Here is a 20,334-nt window from a genome sequence, read left to right on the forward strand (position 1 = left end):
CAATAACTACGCTTTATACAAATCAATCGTTAGAAAGGAAAAGAAGTAATGAATCAAATTTCATTTGAAGATTTATTTGAAGAAGAAAACGAGAAAGAAAAGGTGGAGGTAGCTGAAATACCAGTACCTTTATCACCATTGCAAAGAGATATATTGGAATTAGTGGATTCTGAAGAAATAAGTGCACTTGAGCTATGCGAACAATTAATACGATCTGGCAAAATATCAGATGAAAGATTCACAACGAATAAGCCGAAAGCATATGGAGAAGTATGCTTACTATTAGAAGGATTTGTTAAAGAAGGAAAGCTTATTTTTGTCAAAAGTGATGAGAAAAGAGATAGGGTTTATAAATTGAATGAAGAAATGTTTAAAGGATAAGGTGTGCAGGGGGAATTCATTCATTTTTCTCATCAAAAAAGGTGTCAATCTTACTTAGATTGACACCCTTTTAATCATCTAACACCTTACATATTTACGCTTGAAACCAAGTCTTCCTCTATCAAGTTCTTTCTGAATACTTTCTGCAGCATTTAGTAAACTGCTTTTTTTATTATCACGTTTTACTTCAACTATACCAACTTCTTTTGCAATCTCGACTGCCTTTTCGTGTAGTGGTACATATGAAATTGCTACAGTGTTTAGGAAATTATTCATAGCGGATTTTGTTCGTTCTGGCGAATCATGAATCGTATTTTTCACCATTTCAAGCATATCGGAAATTTTGCTTTCAGAAAACTCATTATTTTTGCGATTTCCTAAAAGCCAGCAGTAGCAACTCCAGCCTGCAGACATTCTAAGCTCGTCCCCACTTGCAATCCATTTATTAGCAACGTCTTGTGCAATATTTGATTCTGATAAAGTTACTGCCACTACATAATCGGACAACATATAAAAATATGCTCCGTCTATCCAGCGATCAAAATCAGACTCACTCATAGCTTTCGGATCCGCAATAATGCCTGCAAAGTACATAGCATCGTAGTTGCCTGTGGCATAAAGTTCTTCAGCTAACTCTTGGTTTAATTTTATTTTTTTAGCGATTGGTTTCATAGCACCTGTAGCTACGCCGAAAACTGGCTCGTGCGCACCGTTAGATATGTAGATTTTTTTTGTTCTTTCTTTGCCTAGGGCTTCAAGCTCTTGCATCACTGTTTTAAAATCCAAAGCTGTGCACTTCCTTCATATAAATATCATTTTAATTGCGAGCATCTAGTTTATATTTCTTATTAAATCTTCTTCACTTTCCAATTCTAATCGTAATCACGAGGTATGTCTATTTTCTGTAATCCCTTGCATATGCATGGCGAAAGTAATAGAGAAAAAAGAAGTAGCATGTGTTGTAGCTATCGGAGTGTAGGTTTTTTATTTTTCATAAGTGCTTTTGACGGCGATAGCAATTGGTTATAAAATAATGTCTGTTAAGGGATTTTCTAGAAACTATAATTCGCCTGCTGGGGATAAAATGAAGTGTTTATAAAAAGGCGGAATAAATATATTTTTATACATAGTAGATTCATAGTCTTTCACGAATGAGAAAATAAAGGGAGGTTGAGATATTTACACGAACAGTGTAGGTATCGATTACAGCAATGAATATTAAAAAACGAGTAATCATATTATCAACAAGTTTAGTAATGTTAGGGAGTACACCTTTAGCAACATCAGCAGAAGAGAGAAAAATCCCTCAAACTGATCAACTTCGTATCGCGCAAGGGGAGCGTGGAACGAGCGGATTACGTTATTCTGATTTCAATCTAGAAACTCCTGATCACATGCAAATTAACGAAGCGGAAGTATCAGAAAACGAGAAAATTCTTCTAGAAGAATATACACATAAACATGATGAAACAGAAGAGTTATATAAAATGAAAGAAGCAAAAAAAGGTCAAGTAGCGGAAGATGAAGCTATTTCAAACATTGAAAAGGCATTTGAACATGTAGACGGTCGAAATGATGGTTCTACTCGCGAAATGAAGCCGGTTGAAAAGCCAAGAGCTATTCAATATAGTGCATCGATGACTACAAAGAAATATGGAACACTCGCAGGTGTCCCGTTTGTAGAGTGGATTGTTCCAGCAGGAAATCCTGATATTCGCCCTGCAAATCAGATGAAAGCACGTTACATTACAATTCACGAGACTGCAAACACTGCCCGCGGTGCAAATGCTGAAAATCATGCGAAATATTTGTATAAACAAGCAACGGAAGGCACGTTCCGAACAGCTTCATGGCATTTTACTGTAGACGATAAACAAATCTATCAGCACTTACCAACAAATGAAAATGGATGGCATGCAGGAGATGGGGATGGTTCAGGGAATAGAGAGTCTATCGGTATCGAAATTTCAGTTAACCAAGATGGAGATTACAATAAAGCGTTAGAGAATGCAAAGCGACTTGCAGGTTATTTAATGAACAAAGAAGGTATTAGTGCGGACCACATTTATAGGCATCAACAATGGAGCGGAAAAAACTGTCCTGATATTTTAATTTCTCGTGGGAATTGGACTGGCTTCGTACAAGGTATTCAATGGTATGCAAATGTTAACGCACAAATTGACTCGCCTTTACAAGAAAGAAATGAGTTATTTGATTCAAATGAATATAATCCAGCTGAACCTAATATGGAGCTTGTAGTGAATGGTGACGGTATAAACGTACGTAGCGGTGCAGGACTTGAACATCATATCGTTCATAAAGCTTCAAATGGAGACCGTTACAAAGTATTAGCAGTTAAAAACGGTTGGTATAAAGTAGGTAACGATGAGTGGATTTTCTATAACCCAAGTTGGATTAAGATAAACTATAATGTGCCAAATAAAGAAGTAGAAAAACCAAAAGATGATATTACAGGTGGATGGTTTGAAGGGCATATTCGTAAGCTGAACAGCCTAGGAATTATGCACGGTGAAGGAAATGGTATATTTGCGCCTTATCGTAATGTAACGAGAGCTGAGTTTGCGACATTAATCTCAAATGCTCTAAAGCTACCAGAAGGAAATAAGTCATTTGTAGATATTAACAAAGCGCATCCATCACTTCATAGCGGTATTAAACGTAGTGCAAGTGCAGGAATTATTAGCGGTCGTGGTGGGGGGATTTTTGACCCGAATGCACCAATCACTCGTGAAGAGGCATCTGTTATGATTGACAAAGCATTACAGTATAAAGGTGTTACAGGTGAATTAGTCGCATTACCATTTACAGATCAACATTTGATCACATATAAACAGCCTGTTCAACGATTATACAGTTTAAAGGTAGTAACAGGTGTTGGAAATAATGAGTTTAATCCTAAAGGGACAACAACTCGTGGTGAGGCAGCTGCCTTTTTAGTGAAGATGTTAGACTCTATGCAGAAATAAATGAATTGTATGTAGTAGTTTGTACTGGTACAAGAAAAAGTAATAAGGATTTTAAAGGAGCTATTCAAATAGAACAGCTCCTTTTTATATTAGCCACTATTAAGCCTCTTCCAAGCCCCTTATAAGCACCTACCAAGTAATAAATCACTAAGAAAAAACAAAACAAAAACAACTACAAGAACAAAAAGCGCGAAAAAATAAAAGCGTCGTTGTAGTAGTTAAAAAAATTTGGAATTCAACTGCAAAAACCAAGCCCTCATTCCTATATGTATATGGAAGGATTGAAATCTGCCTTTTTATGAATATAAGGGGGAGGTAAACATATGGCGGTGTACCGTAATGTGCAAGTGAACTTTTGGCAAGATGAATTCATATTAGATTTAACGCCAGAGGAGCGTTATTTTTACATATATTTGTTAACTGGTACGAAAACGAAGCAATGTGGAATTTACGTATTACCGAAGCGTGTGGCAGAACTTGAAACAGGCTACAGTATGGAGACTGTTGAGAAATTGTTGAACAGGTTTATTGAATACGGAAAGATTTTATACGATGTGGAAACGAAAGAATTATACATCATAAATTGGCTACACTACAACCCTATTTTAAATACGAATGTAGAGAAGTGTGTGTTACGTGAATTAAAGACTGTGAAAAATAAAGAGTTTATACATATGTTTTTACGTAAATGTCTGGAAGAAGAATGGAAGATTCCATTGTTGTTGCAGCATTTTGGCATGCCTAAAGAAGAGGATAATAATAGTTCGCAAGTAGTTATTGAAGAGAAAGAAGTAGAAGAGGTAGAAAGTATAGAAGAGGCCGTTCCCAATAGTGAAGTTTACAAGTTTTACGAACAAAATATAAGTAGTTTATCTCCATATATCGTGAAGGAATTGAAGGAGTGGATACAAAAAGTTTCAGGAGAGACAGTGCTAGAGGCGCTTAAAATTGCGTTTGAACAAAATAAGCGAACGTTCGCTTATGTGAAGGGGATTTTGAGGAATTGGTGTAAGAAAGGACGGGGGAATTTAAGTGAAGGAAAGGAAGGAGTATTTAGTTTACATGATCCATAGCATGAGAAAAGAAGGATTTTTCCTATTCAAAAAGGTTCTTTCAAAATAGAGGCGAATAGTTTGAGAAAGGAGGGGGTTTTATGCAAGTCGTCATAAAAAAGAAACGAACTAGGGGTAAGAGAATTTTTATTTGGTCTAGTAGTATCGTTCTTTTGTTAGTTATTTGTGCTGCGATTTTTTTGAACATATATACGCTTAGATCTGTGCCAAAGATAGATGGAACGATAAAGCTAGAGGATTTACAACATGCTGTTACGGTGAAGCGAGATAGTAAAGGTGTACCACATATTAAAGCGGAAAATGCACATGATTTATATTTTTCGCAAGGGTATGTACAAGCGCAAGATCGGTTGTTTCAAATGGATTTAAGTAGAAGGCAAGCTTCTGGTATGTTGAGTGAAGTTGTAGGGGGAGCAGCTGTTGATCGAGATAAGTTGTTTCGAACGCTCGGTTTACGGCGAGCGGCAGCAGCGTCTGTTAGTCAATATGACGGGGAAGCGAAATATGCTCTGCAGTCATTTGCTGATGGGATAAATGCTTTTATACGTGAGGCGAAAGAGGAAAAGAAATTGCCGGTCGAATTTACTATATTAGGTTATGAGCCAGCTGAATGGTCTATTGTTGATACGTTAACGATTGGAAAGTATATGGCGTTTGATTTAGGAGGACATTGGCACGGACAGGCGTTTCGGTATTGGGCGCTGAAAAATTTACCGAAAGAGCAAGCAAATGAGCTATTTCCTACATATCCGAAAGATGCCCCCAGATTGCTAGCTGAACTAAAAAATACAAATGTAGACGTAGCACAAAGTTTTGCAAAAACGATCATTCCGCCAGAGTTTAATGGTAGTAATAACTGGGTCATAAGCGGTGAGAAGAGTGCGTCTGGTAAGCCGATTTTAGCGGATGATCCTCATTTATCTCTTGCGACGCCTTCTATTTGGTATCAATCGAAACTTGAAATGAAAGATTTGAATGTGAGTGGCGTTATTTTCGCTGGAGTACCAGGCGTTATATTAGGACACAATGACAAAATAGCATGGGGCGTTACGAATACAGGTCCTGATGTGCAAGATTTATATATTGAGAAGCGAAATCCTAATAATGAAAATGAATTTCTGTATAACGATAAGTGGGAAAAAGCTACCGTTGTTGATGAGTCTATTAAAGTAAAAGGCGGGAAAACAATTCCGTATAACGTTACGGTTACGAGGCATGGTCCAGTCATTTCAGAGTTTGCGGATAAAGGGAAAGAGAAAACGAAAACAGTATTTGCTTTGAAATGGACTGCTTTGGAGCCTTCCGCTGAGTTAAAGGCTGTATTAAATATGAATAAGGCGAAAGACTGGAATGAGTTTGAAACGGCTCTTCAAGATTTCCATACCCCGACTCAAAACTTTGTATTTGCATCAAATGATGGCACAATTGCTTATAAAGCAAATGGAAATATACCAGTGCGTAAAAAAGGCGATGGTAGTCTGCCAGTGCCAGGATGGACAGATGAATATGAATGGGAAGGGTATATCCCATATGATCAACTTCCAAAAGTAATCAATCCAAAACAAGGGTTTATTTCTACTGCGAATAATAAAATTGTGGATGATAATTATCCGTACCATATTAGTAATACGTGGGCGCAGCCATATAGGCAAATGCGTATTCAAGAGTTTTTACAAGAGAAGGAAAAATATACAGTGAAAGATTTAGAAGAGTTACAAATGGATCAAAAAAATTTATATGGGAAAGAGTTTACTCCTATATTTTTAAAAGAGTTAAATAAAGCATCTTTAAATGAAGTAGAGAAAGAAGGCGTAAAACAATTAACGAAGTGGAATTTTTACGATAGTAAAGATGAAGCGGCACCGTTAATATTCCATTTGTTAATGAAAGAGATTTCAAATACGTTATTTTCAAAAGAAATACCGAAAGATGTGATGGAGTTATTTGAAGGGAAGTCACAAGTTGTTGATGAATTGATTCGAAAAGAAGTAGCAGGGGAAAAGAGCGCTTGGTTTACGAAGTACGGAGGCTTCACGAAAGTTGTGCATACATCGTACGAGAATGTAATGAAGAAATTACAGAAGGAGTATGGACCCAATGTTGCGGAGTGGAAGTGGGGCGACTACCATCAACTTGCTTTTACACATCCAATCTCAAAATCATCTAGTATGTTAGCACTACTTGCATTTAATCGTGAGAAACCAGTTCCAATTGGCGGAAGTCAAGTTACCGTTCAAGCGGCGAGTTACGGAGATAACGGTATTGTAAATCACGGAGCTTCTTGGCGGTTCGTTATTGATACGAAAGATATGTCAAACGGTTATCATATCGTAGGGCCAGGACAATCAGGACATTTTAGAAGTGATTGGTATCATGATCAAATAGATGATTGGGTAAATGGAATGTATCATACGACTACACTGAATACGGATGGAATAGAGGGGAAGGTGTTAAATTTAGAGCCGAAGTGATAGGGTGTTTTTGTTTGTGGAGGGGACTAGTAATAATCTTTTTGATAATGAAAGCTTATCATTTAGAACATAACCCAGTTCTTAAATAATTTTAACAGCCAGCCTACTATTATTTAATTTGATAGTAGGCTGTTTCCATATTCGAAATCGTTGTCTACATAGAACGTTTGGGAATAAATGAAGCAAAGCCAATGATGTTTAACATTGTGCAAGAATTAGATATCTACGTGATTTTGAAGAAGAAGATTGAGGGAACTAAAAAACGGTCTAGAATTCTAGACCGTTTTTTTATGATTTACTAATTTTCCAACCATCATCCGTTTTCTCAAGTTCAATTACGATTACTTTTTTAGGATTACCTTTATATGCAGCATCAACAGTTACAATAGCAATTTCATTTTTCTCTTCGACTTTTCGAATTTTATAGCTTTTAAGATTCTTGCTAACCGATTTCATTAGGTCTGCATTTCCGCCCACAAAAGCAACGATTTTCTTCGCTTCAGGAGTGAATAACTCGCCAAACTCTTTAACATTTCCTTCTTTTGCATCTTCGAAATACGCTGTAGCAACTTCTTCAGGATTACGATTATTTCCACATGCTGCAAGTGCTGTAACTAATAAAGCTATTACAACTATTAACATGATCAATCCAGTTTTGAGGGGAATTAGTTAACAAAGACCAGGTATTATTTGCAACAGAACTGTCCCTCTGTACCCCTTGTTTCGTCATTTTTCTAGGCCATCCAACTTGACAAATGTTTTTTTATCAAACTACAATGAAAATCATTATCAATAATATAGGGAGGATACTTTTGTCAATAAATGAAAAACAATATATTTATAGGTTAATAACCAGATCTTGTTAAGTCGTATGTACTATTTTTAGTTTAGCGTTGCCCAGAATGTACACCAATTAATCTCGCGAATTACAAGAAAACTATTATTGAAATGAGGCGTGCATTGTGAAGTTGGACGTGAATGAGTTAGCAGAGTATCTTGCCAATAATCCTTTCCAAGTAGAAGGAGTATATCGTTATGCTAAAAATCCAGGTGTGCCTTGTGCTGAGTCTACAGATTCTTTCCCAGGATTTGTATTTCCACTTACAGGGAAGACGCAATTTCAATTTAATGGTACGCCGTATATCCTTTCCCCAGGAAAAGTTATACATGGGGGTGCAAAAATGACATTAGCCCATAAAATGCTTGGTGAAATAAACTGGGAATATATTCTTGTTTTATATCGGATAAGCAATTCAGAACGAGAAGACTCTGGCTTTACTCATCAGCATTTTGAATTATTAACAGGACAATCTCCTCGTCTTGTCGAATTACTTATGCGTCTTTGGGATGTGTATAATCAGCGTGGAGGCATTTCGATGTTTCAGACTGAAATGCTGTTTCGCGAAGCGTTGAATGAAGCTTTATTAAGTGTTGTCAATAGAGAGAATAACTATGAGTCGCATACTTTATTCAAACGAATATCTAGTTACGTTCATAAATACTATTATAAAGATATTACAATACATACGCTTACAGAACAAAATAATGTTAATCGAAATCGTCTTTCTTACGTGTTTAGAAAGCATGCAGGTATGGGGCCAGCAGAATATTTATTGAACTATCGTATAAAGATGGCTCAAAAAATGTTATGTACAAGTGGTGTGCCTGTACAACAAATTGCGCAGGCTGTTGGAATCGCAGACCCTTTTTATTTTAGTAGAGTTTTCAAGAAGCGAGTTGGCATTTCGCCTACTAAATATCGCGAGAAGTTCATCAATAATCCATACTAATGTCAACAAGGGTCCATTCTTATTTGAAAATCACTGTTCTATACTTATGGAGAGTTAAAGGAAACATTGGATTGAAAGAACTTTCATTGAAATCACTCCTTTGTACTATCTGAATGAAAAGTTCTGGCCTGATCATTTTCTTTTTAAGCGTAATGACGACTTTTTTACTTAGATTACTGTAATATAGTGGAAGTTAAAAATGAGGAGGGATTATTATCCATTACCAACCTATTAAACTAAATGACGAGTTATCTAAAATTAACGATTATTGGTATCCACGAGTGATTGGTGAAATGAATGATGATCAAATTCAGCTTTTTAAAGCTAATGGAGATTTTATATGGCATGAGCATCCTAATACGGATAAGCTATTTATTGTGCTTGAAGGGGAGATGTTCATCGATTTTCGTGATGGACAGGTGAAAATTTCTAAGGGCGAGATGTTTATTGTCCCGAGAGGCGTTGAGCATAAACCTTTCACTGAAAAGGAATCCCACATCATGTTGGTAGAGCCTAAAAGGGAAATGGATTGATAATCGTAAAAAGATAAAAAAGGAGCGGAAATCCGTTCCTTTTTTATTTATCTTACTATTTTTAGGAGCTTAGTATGAATAAGATGTGAATAAAGGATGAATAGCATTTTTATTGTGACAATTCATTGGGGTTTTTTCTGGAATATTTGTGAAACGTTGTATAGAATAAGCAAGTATGCCAAAAATTATAGGGGGAAAGTTGTGAAGAGAAATAAGAGTTTAGTAAGTTTGTTAGGAGTGTGTATTATGTTGTTTTCTTTTTGTTTCCAAGGAAATGTACAGGCAGATGTGAATACTGTTCAATCAGGAAAAATAAAGTCAGGAAATGTAACGGTATGGGAAGTTGGAAATGCATCGAAAGTGTTAGCTGATGTGAATCGCTTAAATTTAAATACAGTAAATGTACCGATTCAAGTTGATATTCCGAATGTCACTTCTACTAATATGGTAATTAACCAGGCGCAAAAGGAAAAGGCTATTATTTTAATTCAAGAATTATTAAAGCGTAATATTCAAGTTATAGTGGAACCGTTCCCGTATATTCAGCAAGGAAATGTTGGGGAAACGGAATGGAATCCGAGTAATATTAATGATTTCTTCTGGAATTGGAAAACGGTTATTCTACAAGACATCTTTAATTCCATTACAAGTAAATACAATGTGTATGGACTCAAGATTGCCTCTAATTTCGTGAATATGGAATATGCAGAAGGATATTGGAGCGATACGATTGATTTTGTTCGTAAGCAGTATAAAGGAAATGTTTTGTATCAAATGAATTGGTGGTTAACAGCAAGCTTTGATCTTTCGTATGAAGCGAAGTTTAAAGAGAAAATCAATCGTCCGTATTTAAAAAAGGTGGATATTGTAAGTATCGACAGTTGGTTTGAAGTTTCAGGAAAAAGAAATCCAACATACGAAGAAGTAAAGAAAAGTTTATTTGCGACGACAGTGTATAACCGTGGACAAAATGTTGTTCAGCAACTAGAACAATTACATAAGGCAACAGGAAAGCCGGTTTACTTTGGTGGATTTAACGTTCCAGCGCGTGATTTCGGACTACAAAATCCGTGGAATCCAGATGTTTCTAATGTGTTTTCAAAAGACGTACAATTAAACGGATGGCGCGCTTACCGTGATGTATTAGAACCGAAACCGTACTTTAAAGGTTTTTCAATTTGGTTTATTGGTTCTCATAATAGTACGCATGCGTATCAAATACATAGTAAAGAAGCAGAGGCAGTTATTAACGGTTGGTACCGAAAATAAATTTTATAAAATAGGTAAGTTTTGAAGTTTACTACATATATTTCTAGTGAAAGGCCTTTCACCATCTTATCACCTAGGGGGCAATCATAATGAAATTTTTGTCTTACCTTACAGTAATTTTGGTGATTCTTGGCGGTTTGAATTGGTTATTTGTAGCGTTAGATTACAATGTAGTTGAGAAATGGTTTGGTTCTATGCCGGCGCTTGTGGACACTATTTATTGGCTCATTGGTCTTTCTGCTATTTATCAAATTTTTGATCGGTTCTTTACGAACAATTAGCTATTATTCTTTTATTACTAGCGTGTTAAGTACGATTATGTACTTAACACTTTTTTGTATGTTTATAAAAAATAGTTTGCACATGCGAACGGTTCCATTGCGTCTTGCGCCGTAATAACAGAAAACAAATTGACCATATATTATATTTTGGGTTATAATTCAGAAAGTTTAAAAATCAATAAAAATGAGAAATAGGGAGGTTATTAGGGTGATGGAGAGAGTGTATAATTTTTCAGCTGGACCATCGATACTCCCTTTGCCAGTTTTAGAGAAAGTGCAAAAGGAGCTATTAAATTATAACGGGACAGGCATGTCAATTATGGAAATGAGTCATCGATCTTCTTATTTTCAAAGTATTATAGAGGAAGCGAGTAACTTACTTCGTGAATTAATGAACATTCCTGATGAGTATGAAGTATTGTTTTTACAAGGCGGTGCGTCATTACAATTTTCTATGATACCACTGAATTTAATGAATACGTATAAAAAAGCAGGGTACGTATTGACTGGATCATGGTCTAAAAAGGCAATGCAAGAAGCTGAAAAAGTAGGGGAAGTACAAGTGATTGCTTCTTCTGAAAAAGCGAAGTTTACTACAATTCCTAAACTGGATAGTTTACTAGGCGATGAAAAACTAGATTATGTACATATTACAACGAATAATACAATTGAGGGGACGAAATATGTGGACATTCCACATTTAGATAGAGTACCGCTCGTTGCGGATATGTCCTCAAATATTTTATCAGAACAATATGATGTTACGAAGTTTGGCCTTATATATGCGGGAGCGCAAAAGAATTTAGGACCAGCGGGCTTAACAATTGCAATTATAAAAAGAGATTTAATTGGAGGAGCAGATCGCTCTTGTCCTACAATGTTAAACTATGAAACTTACAGTAAAAATAACTCCTTATATAATACACCGCCGTCCTTTAGTATTTACGTAACGAAACTTGTATTAGAGTGGTTGAAAGAGCAAGGCGGGGTATCTGCGATGGAAGAACAAAATAAAATGAAATCATCACTTCTTTATCATTTCTTAGATGAATCTAAATTGTTTACTTCACCAGTTGATCCTACGTATCGATCACTTATGAACATTCCGTTTACAACGCCGTCAGAAGAGCTTAACAATCAATTTTTACAAAAAGCGAAAGAACGCGGCCTTGTTACGCTAAAAGGACATCGCTCAGTAGGTGGTATGCGTGCAAGTATTTACAATGCAATGCCAGCACAAGGCGTACAACACTTAGTAAATTATATGAAAGAATTTGAGCTTGAGAATAGATAGGGAGATGGGGATATGTTTCGTGTTCAAACGTTAAATCAAATTGCAGAAAAAGGTTTGCAAGTTCTTGGCGAAGAGCGCTATGAAGTAGGGGATAGAATCAATCACCCCGACGGTATTTTACTTCGCAGCTATTCTTTACATCAAGAAGAGTTTTCAAAAGATTTAAAGGCGATTGCAAGAGCTGGTGCTGGTGTAAATAATATTCCTGTCGAGCGATGTACAGAAAAGGGAATTGTAGTCTTTAACACGCCAGGAGCTAACGCCAATGCAGTAAAGGAACTTATTATCGCCAGCCTTATTATGTCTTCACGTAACATTATTAATGGCGTAAGCTGGACGAAAAATTTAGAGGGTGAAGAAGTACCGCAGCTTGTTGAAACAGGGAAAAAACAATTTGTTGGATCAGAAATTGCGGGGAAACGTCTAGGGGTTATCGGACTTGGTGCAATCGGTGCTTTAGTTGCGAACGATGCGTTAGCTTTAGGGATGGATGTTGTCGGATACGATCCTTACATTTCAGTTGAAACAGCATGGCGCCTTTCTACACATGTGCAAAGAGCATTTAGTTTAGATGAAATTTTTGCAACATGTGATTATATTACCCTTCATATTCCGCTTACGAATCAAACGAAGGGGGTTATTGGGGAACACGCTGTAGAAAAGATGAAAAAAGGAATGCGCCTATTCAATTTCTCTAGAGGAGAACTTGTAGATGAAAAGGTTCTTCAAAAAGCGTTAGAAGAAGATATTATTACACATTACGTAACGGATTTCCCGAATGAAAATGTTATAAAGATGAAAAATGTAACAGCGACGCCTCACCTTGGTGCATCTACGTCTGAATCGGAAGAAAATTGTGCAGTCATGGCAGCACGCCAATTACGAGAATATTTAGAGACAGGCAATATTCGAAATTCAGTAAACTATCCAAACGTAGAACTTCCGTATATCGGAAAAAAACGAATTACAATTATGCATCAAAACGTCCCGAACATGGTAGGACAAATTACAGGGTGTTTAGCAGAACATCATATTAATATTGCAGATATGATTAATCGTAGTAAACATTCTTGGGCGTATACAATGATTGATATTGATAACGGAATTGATGATATAATAAAAGAGAATATAGTGGAAAATATAAGCAAAATTACAGGTGTTGTAGCCGTTCGAATGATTGTGTAAAGGAGAGAGGAAAATTTGGCAAAAATCCGACCGTTTCGGGCCATCCGTCCAGTAGAAGAAAAAGCAGCAGAAGTTGCAGCTTTACCGTATGACGTATTAAATAGTGAAGAGGCAAGAGAAGTTGTAAAAGGGAATCCGTATTCTTTCTTACACGTTGATAAAGCAGAAATTGATTTAGACCCGGTACTTTCACCGTACGATGATCGTGTATATGAAAAAGCGGGTGAAAATTTAAATCAATTTATACGAGAAGAAGTGTTCATTCAAGACGAAGAGCCAGCACTATACATTTATGAACTGACGATGCAAGGAAGAACGCAGTCAGGCCTTGTCGTTTGTACGTCTATTGATGAGTATGAAGATGATACAATTAAAAAACATGAAAGAACACGTCATGAAAAAGAACTTGATCGTATTCGTCACGTAGATGTATGTGACGCAAATACAGGTCCTATCTTTTTAACGTACCGTACAAAAGAAGACGTGAAACGTTTAATTAGCAGCTGGAAAGAAGAACATGCGCCAATCTATACGTTTACAGCAGAAGACGGCGTTAGGCATGTTGCTTGGAAAATAGCTGATGAAGAAGTAATTGCAAGTTTAGTAAACTTATTTGAAGATATTCCTAACTTGTACATTGCAGATGGACATCACCGCTCTGCATCAGCGGCAAAAGTAGGGCTTATGCGAAGAGAACAATATCCGAATTACACAGGAGAAGAGGAATTTAATTTCTTCTTATCTGTTTTATTCCCTCATGATGAATTATCTATTTGGGATTATAACCGAGTTGTAAAAGATTTAAATGGCTTATCAGAAGAAAAATTTTTAAAGCAAATCACGCAATACTTTTATGTAGAAGAAGCATCTATTTCTCCGTATAAACCAAATGAACCAAAAACATTTGGAATGTATGTAAACGAGAAGTGGTATAAGCTCACTGTGAAAGAAGAAACGTTTGATGCGAATGATCTCGTTAAAGGTTTAGATGTATCTATTCTGCAAGATCATTTATTAAGCCAAGTACTTGAAATACATGATCCGCGATCTGATTCACGCATTGATTTTGTTGGAGGAATACGCGGGTTAGAAGAACTAGAACGCCTTGTGAACAGTGGTGAATATAAAGCGGCGTTCTCACTATATCCGACATCAATGGAAGCTTTATTAGCAATCGCAGATGCCGGGGAAGTTATGCCACCAAAATCAACGTGGTTTGAACCGAAACTTCGCAGCGGATTATTTGTACATTCTTTAAAGTAAATATAGACTTCTTTAGATTGAAAAACCGAAATGATTTTTAGTTTCGGTTTTTCTTATTTTAAAAGAGTTTTTGAGGAGGGGGATGGAAAAATGCACGAAAATTATAGCGATGTTTATATGTAGGAATCAACTTGAAAAGGAAGTATTGAAGGGGAGTTTTTCTAGGATTATTCATTGATTAGTAGATAGAGAGATAAAATACACCTAATTAATAGGTGTATTTTTTAGACTTGAAAACCACATATGTATTAGAAATTTCTCTCGGGGAGAGTGTATCACAATAGAAATCATGTATATACATAATATTCGTTACATCGAATGGTTTTCTTGTAAATATATGAAGATGGTAAACTAAATAGATTTCAATTTTGGTAACTTAAATACCTGTACCATGTTCAGAATTAGCAGGAGCGCCGCCAGTATCGCCACGTGAATCTAATTTTGGAGCAGGAGTATCGCCATGAGCATCTAATTTTGGAGCAGGAAGATCGCCATGACCCTCTTTTTTAGGAGCCATTCCTTCTCCATGAGTATTCGTGTAGGCAGGGGAAACCCCACCGTCGCCTCTATTATAAGAAGGAGCCCAAATGTCGCCATGTGAATCTAATTTCGAGCTTAAATCAGCATGTGTCTCTAGTTTAGGAGCAGCGAAATCAGCATGGCTTTCTAATTTCGGAGCAAAAGTTTCACCATGCTCTGCTTTTACAACGCCACCCTCCCCAATATTTACACCAAAAAGACCAAAGCTAAACACCGATAACCCTACAACAGCTGTACTAATTTTTCTTTTCAATCTATCTCTCTCCTTTTGTATTGTTTTATTTCATTTTGTCTAAACGTGGTAGATAAAATGAAATGAATCATAAAAAATTTCCAAATACATTACGATATATGAATAATTCTGTGTAATATTTTGTAAAACCTTCTTGAAATTTGAATTTTATAAAAACAAAATTCGACATAGTTCATTTTTCTATTAGTTGAATAGATTTTAATTGAGTTTTTATAAAGCTATTCGCTAACTTTAGGATCGAAAACAGCTCTTAATTTCTTTATATCGTGCTCATAAGGTTATTTTAGCTTTCAATTAAATTAACTATTGTAATTCGAGAATAAATTCATTTTGTTTTATATTTAAAAGTTACGTTATGCATCATTGCATGAGAAAGATGGTTGCTATTTTGCACAACTTGTAACTATAATGGTTACAGGTTGGTCGTATCCAATCAAAAAAATAAAATCATCATGAATGGAGATGTTTCATAATGGGTATGAAAAAATTAATTTTAGCAGGTGCTTTAGGTATCGCAGCATTATCAGGAACAAATTTACCAGGATTAGAACTAACAAAAGCGAGTGCAGCTTCTATTGAATCGAATTTCTCAACGTTAGAAGGACGAGTAGTAGAAGTAGATAACGGTGTGATTGTAGTTAAATCTAAGCAATACGAAGAACCTGTTAGTGTATATATGGATTCACTTTCAAATGTGAAAGTAGGAGATGAAGTAAAAGCTACTGGATCTATGATGCGTAATTTTACAGAATATATGGTGGCAACTGCAGTTGAAAATACAACAAACAAGTTAGGTATGCACATGAAAGAAGATGGATCCCCTGATTATGTGATTGGGGAAATAACAAAAGTAGCTACGATGGAGGATGAGGTAGAAGGTTCTATTAAATATGTCGTAGTTGAGTATCCATCGGTAAATGGCAAGAAATCTATTATCGAAGTGGACTTAACAAAGGGACAAGTATTTAATACGGGTGATAAAGTGAAAATTGATATGAAGTATGTGAGCTGGGGCGGAACTTCTATTAACTGGAATACAACGGATCATATTGAAAAAGTTCATGAGGCAAAGAATAACGTTGAAAATAATGATGATGTATGGATTTGGTCTTAATTAGACTGCTATAAATAAAAAATGTATCATGCAGTACCCATCAAATGATCATGTGTATGATTATTTGATGGGTACTTTTTCTTTATTTTATATTCGGGACTAAGGAACATCATTGTATCTATAATAATTTTAAAAATGTGGGTATATAGCTGAATCGGATAAACCTATACAGACAAGTGTTTTAGCGCACTGTTTATGCATTGATTTTATTCAAAATTGCGACTTTATTCGTCGTAAATAATAGATAATTTTGTTTTACTGTTCTGATTAAAATCCGGTCTGTTGTAGCGTATGCTGTTCCAATTCGGATTACGTTTTCTTCTTCTACACCAGCATAGGTTTCATCTTCTGTAACTTCAATAATTTCACTTAATGGAATTTGAACCTTAGCTAGTTGCCATGAAATAATTAATTCTTCATCTGTTTTTTTGACATCGATACCTAGCATGTTACCAAAACCTTTCTGTATTAAAATATCACTATTAATTTTATTATACAGATTCAAAGGTTTTATTTCTATTATGAAATTTGATTTTTCAATTTTTTTACAAGGTATCGTACTATGAACAAAAAAGGGTATCCACTGGCACCTGCAATCTTTCTGCAATGAAGACGATCTTTTTTATTTTGTGAATTTTTGAGAATAATGAATACAGTTATTATACTTTTTTAATTGCATGTGGATATAGGATAAAGTTGATTTATTATCCTATATTAAAATAAAAATAAACCACTGTTCGATTTGAATATTCCACGATATAATGATGAGAGTTTATATCTGAAGAAATATTTATATAAGAAGTGAGGTACTGTATGAAAAAAAGAACGACAGACATTATTTTTATTATTATTGGTGCATTCCTTTTTGCATTAGGTGTCAATTTGTTTGTTATCCCGAATGAGTTCGGTGAAGGCGGGGTAACAGGTATCACGATTATTACGTACTATTTATTTGAGTGGTCACCAGGCTTAGTTAACTTAATTTTAAATGCAATTTTGTTAATAGTTGGTTATAAATTTTTAAATAAGATTACAACAATTTATACGATTATCGCTGTAGTTACGAACTCGCTATTCCTTCATTTGACAGAGGGATGGACAATTGCTTCGGATGAAATGCTTGTAAATGCCATTTTCGGAGGAATATTTATTGGGTGCGGGATTGGTCTTATCATTCGCGTTGGCGGAACAACTGCAGGTACTACCATCTTAGCAAGGATGACGCATAAATATTTAGGATGGAGCATTAGCTACGGTCTACTGTTCTTCGATTTAATCGTTGCGTTTTCATCTTATTTCATCATTGGTGCAGAAAAACTGATGATAACAATTATTATGCTATATGTAGCAACGAAAGTGATGGAATTTGTAATTGAAGGCTTAAATCCGAAGAAGGCTATTACGATTATTTCTGATAACCCAAATGAAATCGCCGGTAAGGTGACTACATTAATGGGCAGAGGGGTTACGGTGTACTCAGGTCATGGCTATTACACGAAAACGCCGAAGGAAATTCTTTATGTTGTTATTAATAAGCAAGAAGTAGTGAAGCTAAAGAGGATTGTTCAAACTACGGATCCGGCTGCGTTCATCGCTATACACGATGTTCGTGATGTGTTTGGAGAAGGATTTGTTGATATTTCAAAGGCTTAAAAATTGTTTTTGATTAAACTAATCTTAATACTAAAATGTGAGAATCTATTTTGAATCATCTTTTTTCAAAATAGATTCTTTTTCTTGCAAAAAAACCAATTGTTTCTTAATGTAAGAAATGTAGAAGGATGAACAAGAGAGGGTTTAATGAAGATGATACATATTTTATTAGCTGATGATGATAAGCATATTAGAGAGTTGTTACATTACCATTTACAAAAAGAGGGGTTTAAAGTTTTTGAAGCAGAAGATGGAAAGGTAGCGCAAGACGTATTAGAGAAAGAAAATATTCATCTTGCGATAGTAGACATTATGATGCCATTTGTTGATGGCTATACGTTATGTGAAGAAATTCGGAAGTATCATGATATACCGGTTATTTTATTAACGGCGAAAGATCAGTTAGTTGATAAAGAAAAAGGATTTATTTCTGGTACAGACGATTATATTGTAAAACCGTTTGAGCCAGCTGAAGTCATTTTCCGCATGAAAGCGTTGCTGCGTCGTTATCAAATGCTGAGTGCTGATATGATTACGCTACACGGTACGACAATTGACCGAAAAGGCTTTGAAGTGAAGTGTAACGGTCAAACGATTTTGCTTCCATTAAAGGAATTTGAATTGTTATCACAACTAGCTAGTTATCCTGGAAGAACATTTTCAAGAGAAGAACTAATTGAATTAGTATGGGGAATGGACTTTGAAGGAGATGAACGAACAGTTGACGTTCATGTGAAACGACTGAGAGATCGCTTCTCAAAACGAACGGATGATTTTCAAATTACGACAGTACGTGGACTCGGTTATAAGTTGGAGTTGAAATAAAATGAAATCATTATATTCTAGATTTGTTTTTATGACGGTTGGAATCATGCTACTTAGCAGTATTATCGGTTTTTTATTAACAAATGTGTACTATCAAGTGAAGTTAAAACCGTACAATAGTGAAAAGATTTTAATGTATGCGGAAGAAGTAAAATCGTTATATGAAAAGCAAAGTGAAGAAAATCAAGAGGCATACTTACAGTCTATTGCGAAGCTAGGATATGAAATTTATATTGTCGATGATCAAAAGAATGGAAAGCGTATCGGCAATGCGTTTCGTAAAACGACAATAAGTGATGATACCGTTCATAAAGTATTGCAAGGTGAAACGTTTAATGGTGTTTCTACTTATCCAACGCGTCTTTTCATTACAGGTTTTTTCGACAATGAATTAATTAATAGCGTAGGTGTACCAGTGCAACACGGTGATAAACAGTACGCTTTATTCATTCGCCCTGACATACAGCAACAATTTGGTGAGATGCGAATTTTCTTAGCGGTATTACTAGGGTTTATCGTACTATTAAGCATTATCTTTATCGCAATCGCAGCAGGTTATATCGTTCGTCCTATTCGTAAATTTACAAGGGCTACGCAAAAAATTGCGAGTGGGGAATATGAAATTGAATTAGACGTAAAACGAAAAGATGAAATAGGGACGTTATCTACAAGCTTCCAAAAGATGACGAAAAGTATTAAAGAACTAGATGAAATGAGACAAGAATTCGTTTCGAACGTTTCACATGAATTCCAGTCACCGCTTTCTTCTATACAAGGTTTTTCAAAGACATTACAAACAGAAAAGATGAGCGTGGAAGAAAGAAACCATTACTTACAAATTATTGAGGGCGAAAGTAAGCGAATGTCTAGTTTATGTAAACAGTTACTTACGCTCGCTTCATTAGATAAAGAAGAGAAAGTGTTGCAAATAAAAGAATTCAATTTGCAGAAGCAAATTAAAGACGTCATTTTTATGCTCGAGTGGAAATGGCGCGAAAAAGATATCGCCGTTGAATTTGATGTACCGGATATCGTCATAAAAGGTGACGAAAACTTACTTCATCAAGTATGGAGTAATATTTTCACGAATAGCATCAAGTTTTCAAATGACGGTGGGACCATTGAGTTTTTTGTCGAAGAGTTAGAATCTAGCGTTATAATCTCTATATCCGATAACGGAATCGGTATGGAAAAAGAAGAAATGGATCGTATTTTTGATCGTTTTTACAAAGTAGATACAGCAAGGGCAAGAAACGTAGAAGGTAGTGGCTTAGGATTATCTATCGTGCAGAAGATTGTTGAACTGCATAAAGGAACCGTTTCGGTATATAGCACCAAAGGAGAAGGGACTAACGTTCGAGTGGAGCTTCCGAAATAGATGGAAGAGGCTGTTTGGGAACAGCCTCTTCTTTTTGTCGTTTT

The 20,334-nt window shown here is 35.7% G+C and carries 18 protein-coding genes and 2 pseudogenes; 16 read left to right on the forward strand and 4 right to left on the reverse strand.

Going from position 1 to position 20,334, the window contains the following annotated elements; genetic code table 11:
• The first annotated feature begins 48 nt into the window (after positions 1 to 48).
• Complete coding sequence (locus CO726_RS04735) at positions 49 to 381, forward strand: DUF3895 domain-containing protein (protein WP_099683477.1); 333 nt, start codon at positions 49 to 51, stop codon at positions 379 to 381.
• Between the two features lie 78 nt (positions 382 to 459).
• Here the strand turns inward: CO726_RS04735 and CO726_RS04740 are convergent, their stop codons facing one another.
• Positions 460 to 1,167: a DNA alkylation repair protein gene (locus CO726_RS04740; RefSeq protein WP_099683478.1), complete on the reverse strand. Its 708-nt coding sequence runs from the start codon at positions 1,165 to 1,167 to the stop codon at positions 460 to 462.
• A gap of 425 nt (positions 1,168 to 1,592) precedes the next feature.
• On the opposite strand from CO726_RS04740, the gene CO726_RS04745 reads away from it, so the two are divergent.
• The 3 genes from CO726_RS04745 to CO726_RS04760 all read left to right on the forward strand — a co-directional run bounded on the left by CO726_RS04745 (position 1,593) and on the right by CO726_RS04760 (position 6,912).
• Positions 1,593 to 3,368 (forward strand): S-layer homology domain-containing protein, encoded by a 1,776-nt coding sequence (locus CO726_RS04745; RefSeq protein ID WP_099683479.1) that lies wholly within the window; start codon positions 1,593 to 1,595, stop codon positions 3,366 to 3,368.
• Positions 3,369 to 3,691: 323 nt separating this feature from the next.
• Positions 3,692 to 4,441, forward strand: a complete 750-nt coding sequence (locus tag CO726_RS04755) for a DnaD domain-containing protein (RefSeq protein WP_099683480.1) — start codon at positions 3,692 to 3,694, stop codon at positions 4,439 to 4,441.
• An 80-nt stretch (positions 4,442 to 4,521) separates the two neighbouring features.
• Positions 4,522 to 6,912 carry a penicillin acylase family protein gene (locus CO726_RS04760; RefSeq protein ID WP_099683481.1) on the forward strand — a complete coding sequence of 797 codons (2,391 nt, stop codon included), beginning with the start codon at positions 4,522 to 4,524 and terminating at the stop codon, positions 6,910 to 6,912.
• A 288-nt stretch (positions 6,913 to 7,200) separates the two neighbouring features.
• On the opposite strand, the gene CO726_RS04765 is transcribed toward CO726_RS04760, so the two are convergent.
• Complete coding sequence (locus CO726_RS04765; RefSeq protein ID WP_136699379.1) at positions 7,201 to 7,554, reverse strand: DUF4878 domain-containing protein; 354 nt, start codon at positions 7,552 to 7,554, stop codon at positions 7,201 to 7,203.
• Between the two features lie 320 nt (positions 7,555 to 7,874).
• On the opposite strand from CO726_RS04765, the gene CO726_RS04770 reads away from it, so the two are divergent.
• The 8 genes and pseudogenes from CO726_RS04770 to CO726_RS04810 form a co-directional block, all read left to right on the forward strand.
• Positions 7,875 to 8,702 (forward strand): AraC family transcriptional regulator, encoded by an 828-nt coding sequence (locus tag CO726_RS04770; protein WP_099683483.1) that lies wholly within the window; start codon positions 7,875 to 7,877, stop codon positions 8,700 to 8,702.
• 293 nt (positions 8,703 to 8,995) lie between these two features.
• Positions 8,996 to 9,235, forward strand: coding sequence for a cupin domain-containing protein (locus CO726_RS04780; protein ID WP_000997182.1), 240 nt, complete (start codon positions 8,996 to 8,998; stop codon positions 9,233 to 9,235).
• Between the two features lie 201 nt (positions 9,236 to 9,436).
• Positions 9,437 to 10,504, forward strand: coding sequence for a glycoside hydrolase family 113 (locus CO726_RS04785; protein WP_136699381.1), 1,068 nt, complete (start codon positions 9,437 to 9,439; stop codon positions 10,502 to 10,504).
• Between the two features lie 89 nt (positions 10,505 to 10,593).
• Positions 10,594 to 10,785 carry a DUF378 domain-containing protein gene (locus tag CO726_RS04790; RefSeq protein WP_062822221.1) on the forward strand — a complete coding sequence of 64 codons (192 nt, stop codon included), beginning with the start codon at positions 10,594 to 10,596 and terminating at the stop codon, positions 10,783 to 10,785.
• 211 nt (positions 10,786 to 10,996) lie between these two features.
• Complete coding sequence (gene serC / locus CO726_RS04795) at positions 10,997 to 12,079, forward strand: 3-phosphoserine/phosphohydroxythreonine transaminase (protein WP_099683723.1); 1,083 nt, start codon at positions 10,997 to 10,999, stop codon at positions 12,077 to 12,079.
• 12 nt (positions 12,080 to 12,091) lie between these two features.
• On the forward strand, positions 12,092 to 13,264 hold the full coding sequence (locus CO726_RS04800) for a 3-phosphoglycerate dehydrogenase family protein (RefSeq protein WP_099683485.1): 1,173 nt from the start codon (positions 12,092 to 12,094) through the stop codon (positions 13,262 to 13,264).
• A gap of 15 nt (positions 13,265 to 13,279) precedes the next feature.
• On the forward strand, positions 13,280 to 14,527 hold the full coding sequence (locus CO726_RS04805) for a DUF1015 domain-containing protein (protein ID WP_099683486.1): 1,248 nt from the start codon (positions 13,280 to 13,282) through the stop codon (positions 14,525 to 14,527).
• A 94-nt stretch (positions 14,528 to 14,621) separates the two neighbouring features.
• Positions 14,622 to 14,705, forward strand: a pseudogene (locus CO726_RS04810) (enoyl-CoA hydratase); the annotation flags it as partial.
• Between the two features lie 210 nt (positions 14,706 to 14,915).
• On the opposite strand, the pseudogene CO726_RS04815 reads toward CO726_RS04810, so the two are convergent.
• Positions 14,916 to 15,320, reverse strand: a pseudogene (locus tag CO726_RS04815) (hypothetical protein); the annotation flags it as partial.
• 472 nt (positions 15,321 to 15,792) lie between these two features.
• Between CO726_RS04815 and CO726_RS04820 the strand changes: the two are divergent.
• Positions 15,793 to 16,434, forward strand: a complete 642-nt coding sequence (locus CO726_RS04820; protein WP_098759278.1) for an ATP F0F1 synthase subunit alpha — start codon at positions 15,793 to 15,795, stop codon at positions 16,432 to 16,434.
• Positions 16,435 to 16,627: 193 nt separating this feature from the next.
• Here the strand turns inward: CO726_RS04820 and CO726_RS04825 are convergent, their stop codons facing one another.
• Positions 16,628 to 16,882 (reverse strand): SunI/YnzG family protein, encoded by a 255-nt coding sequence (locus tag CO726_RS04825; RefSeq protein WP_098759279.1) that lies wholly within the window; start codon positions 16,880 to 16,882, stop codon positions 16,628 to 16,630.
• Positions 16,883 to 17,247: 365 nt separating this feature from the next.
• Here CO726_RS04825 and CO726_RS04830 point away from each other — a divergent pair, with 365 nt between their 5' ends.
• The 3 genes from CO726_RS04830 to CO726_RS04840 all read left to right on the forward strand — a co-directional run bounded on the left by CO726_RS04830 (position 17,248) and on the right by CO726_RS04840 (position 20,290).
• On the forward strand, positions 17,248 to 18,087 hold the full coding sequence (locus tag CO726_RS04830) for a YitT family protein (protein WP_000747493.1): 840 nt from the start codon (positions 17,248 to 17,250) through the stop codon (positions 18,085 to 18,087).
• Between the two features lie 147 nt (positions 18,088 to 18,234).
• A complete protein-coding gene (locus tag CO726_RS04835) occupies positions 18,235 to 18,912 on the forward strand; it encodes a response regulator transcription factor (RefSeq protein WP_074594141.1) in 678 nt (225 codons plus the stop codon).
• Between the two features lies 1 nt (position 18,913).
• The gene (locus CO726_RS04840; protein WP_099683488.1) at positions 18,914 to 20,290 is read left to right on the forward strand and encodes a sensor histidine kinase; all 1,377 of its coding nucleotides are present in this window, start codon (positions 18,914 to 18,916) and stop codon (positions 20,288 to 20,290) included.
• Positions 20,291 to 20,334: the final 44 nt, after the last annotated feature.

The sequence above is a fragment of the Bacillus fungorum genome, assembly GCF_002746455.1.
Taxonomy (GTDB): Bacteria; Bacillota; Bacilli; order Bacillales; family Bacillaceae_G; genus Bacillus_A; species Bacillus_A fungorum.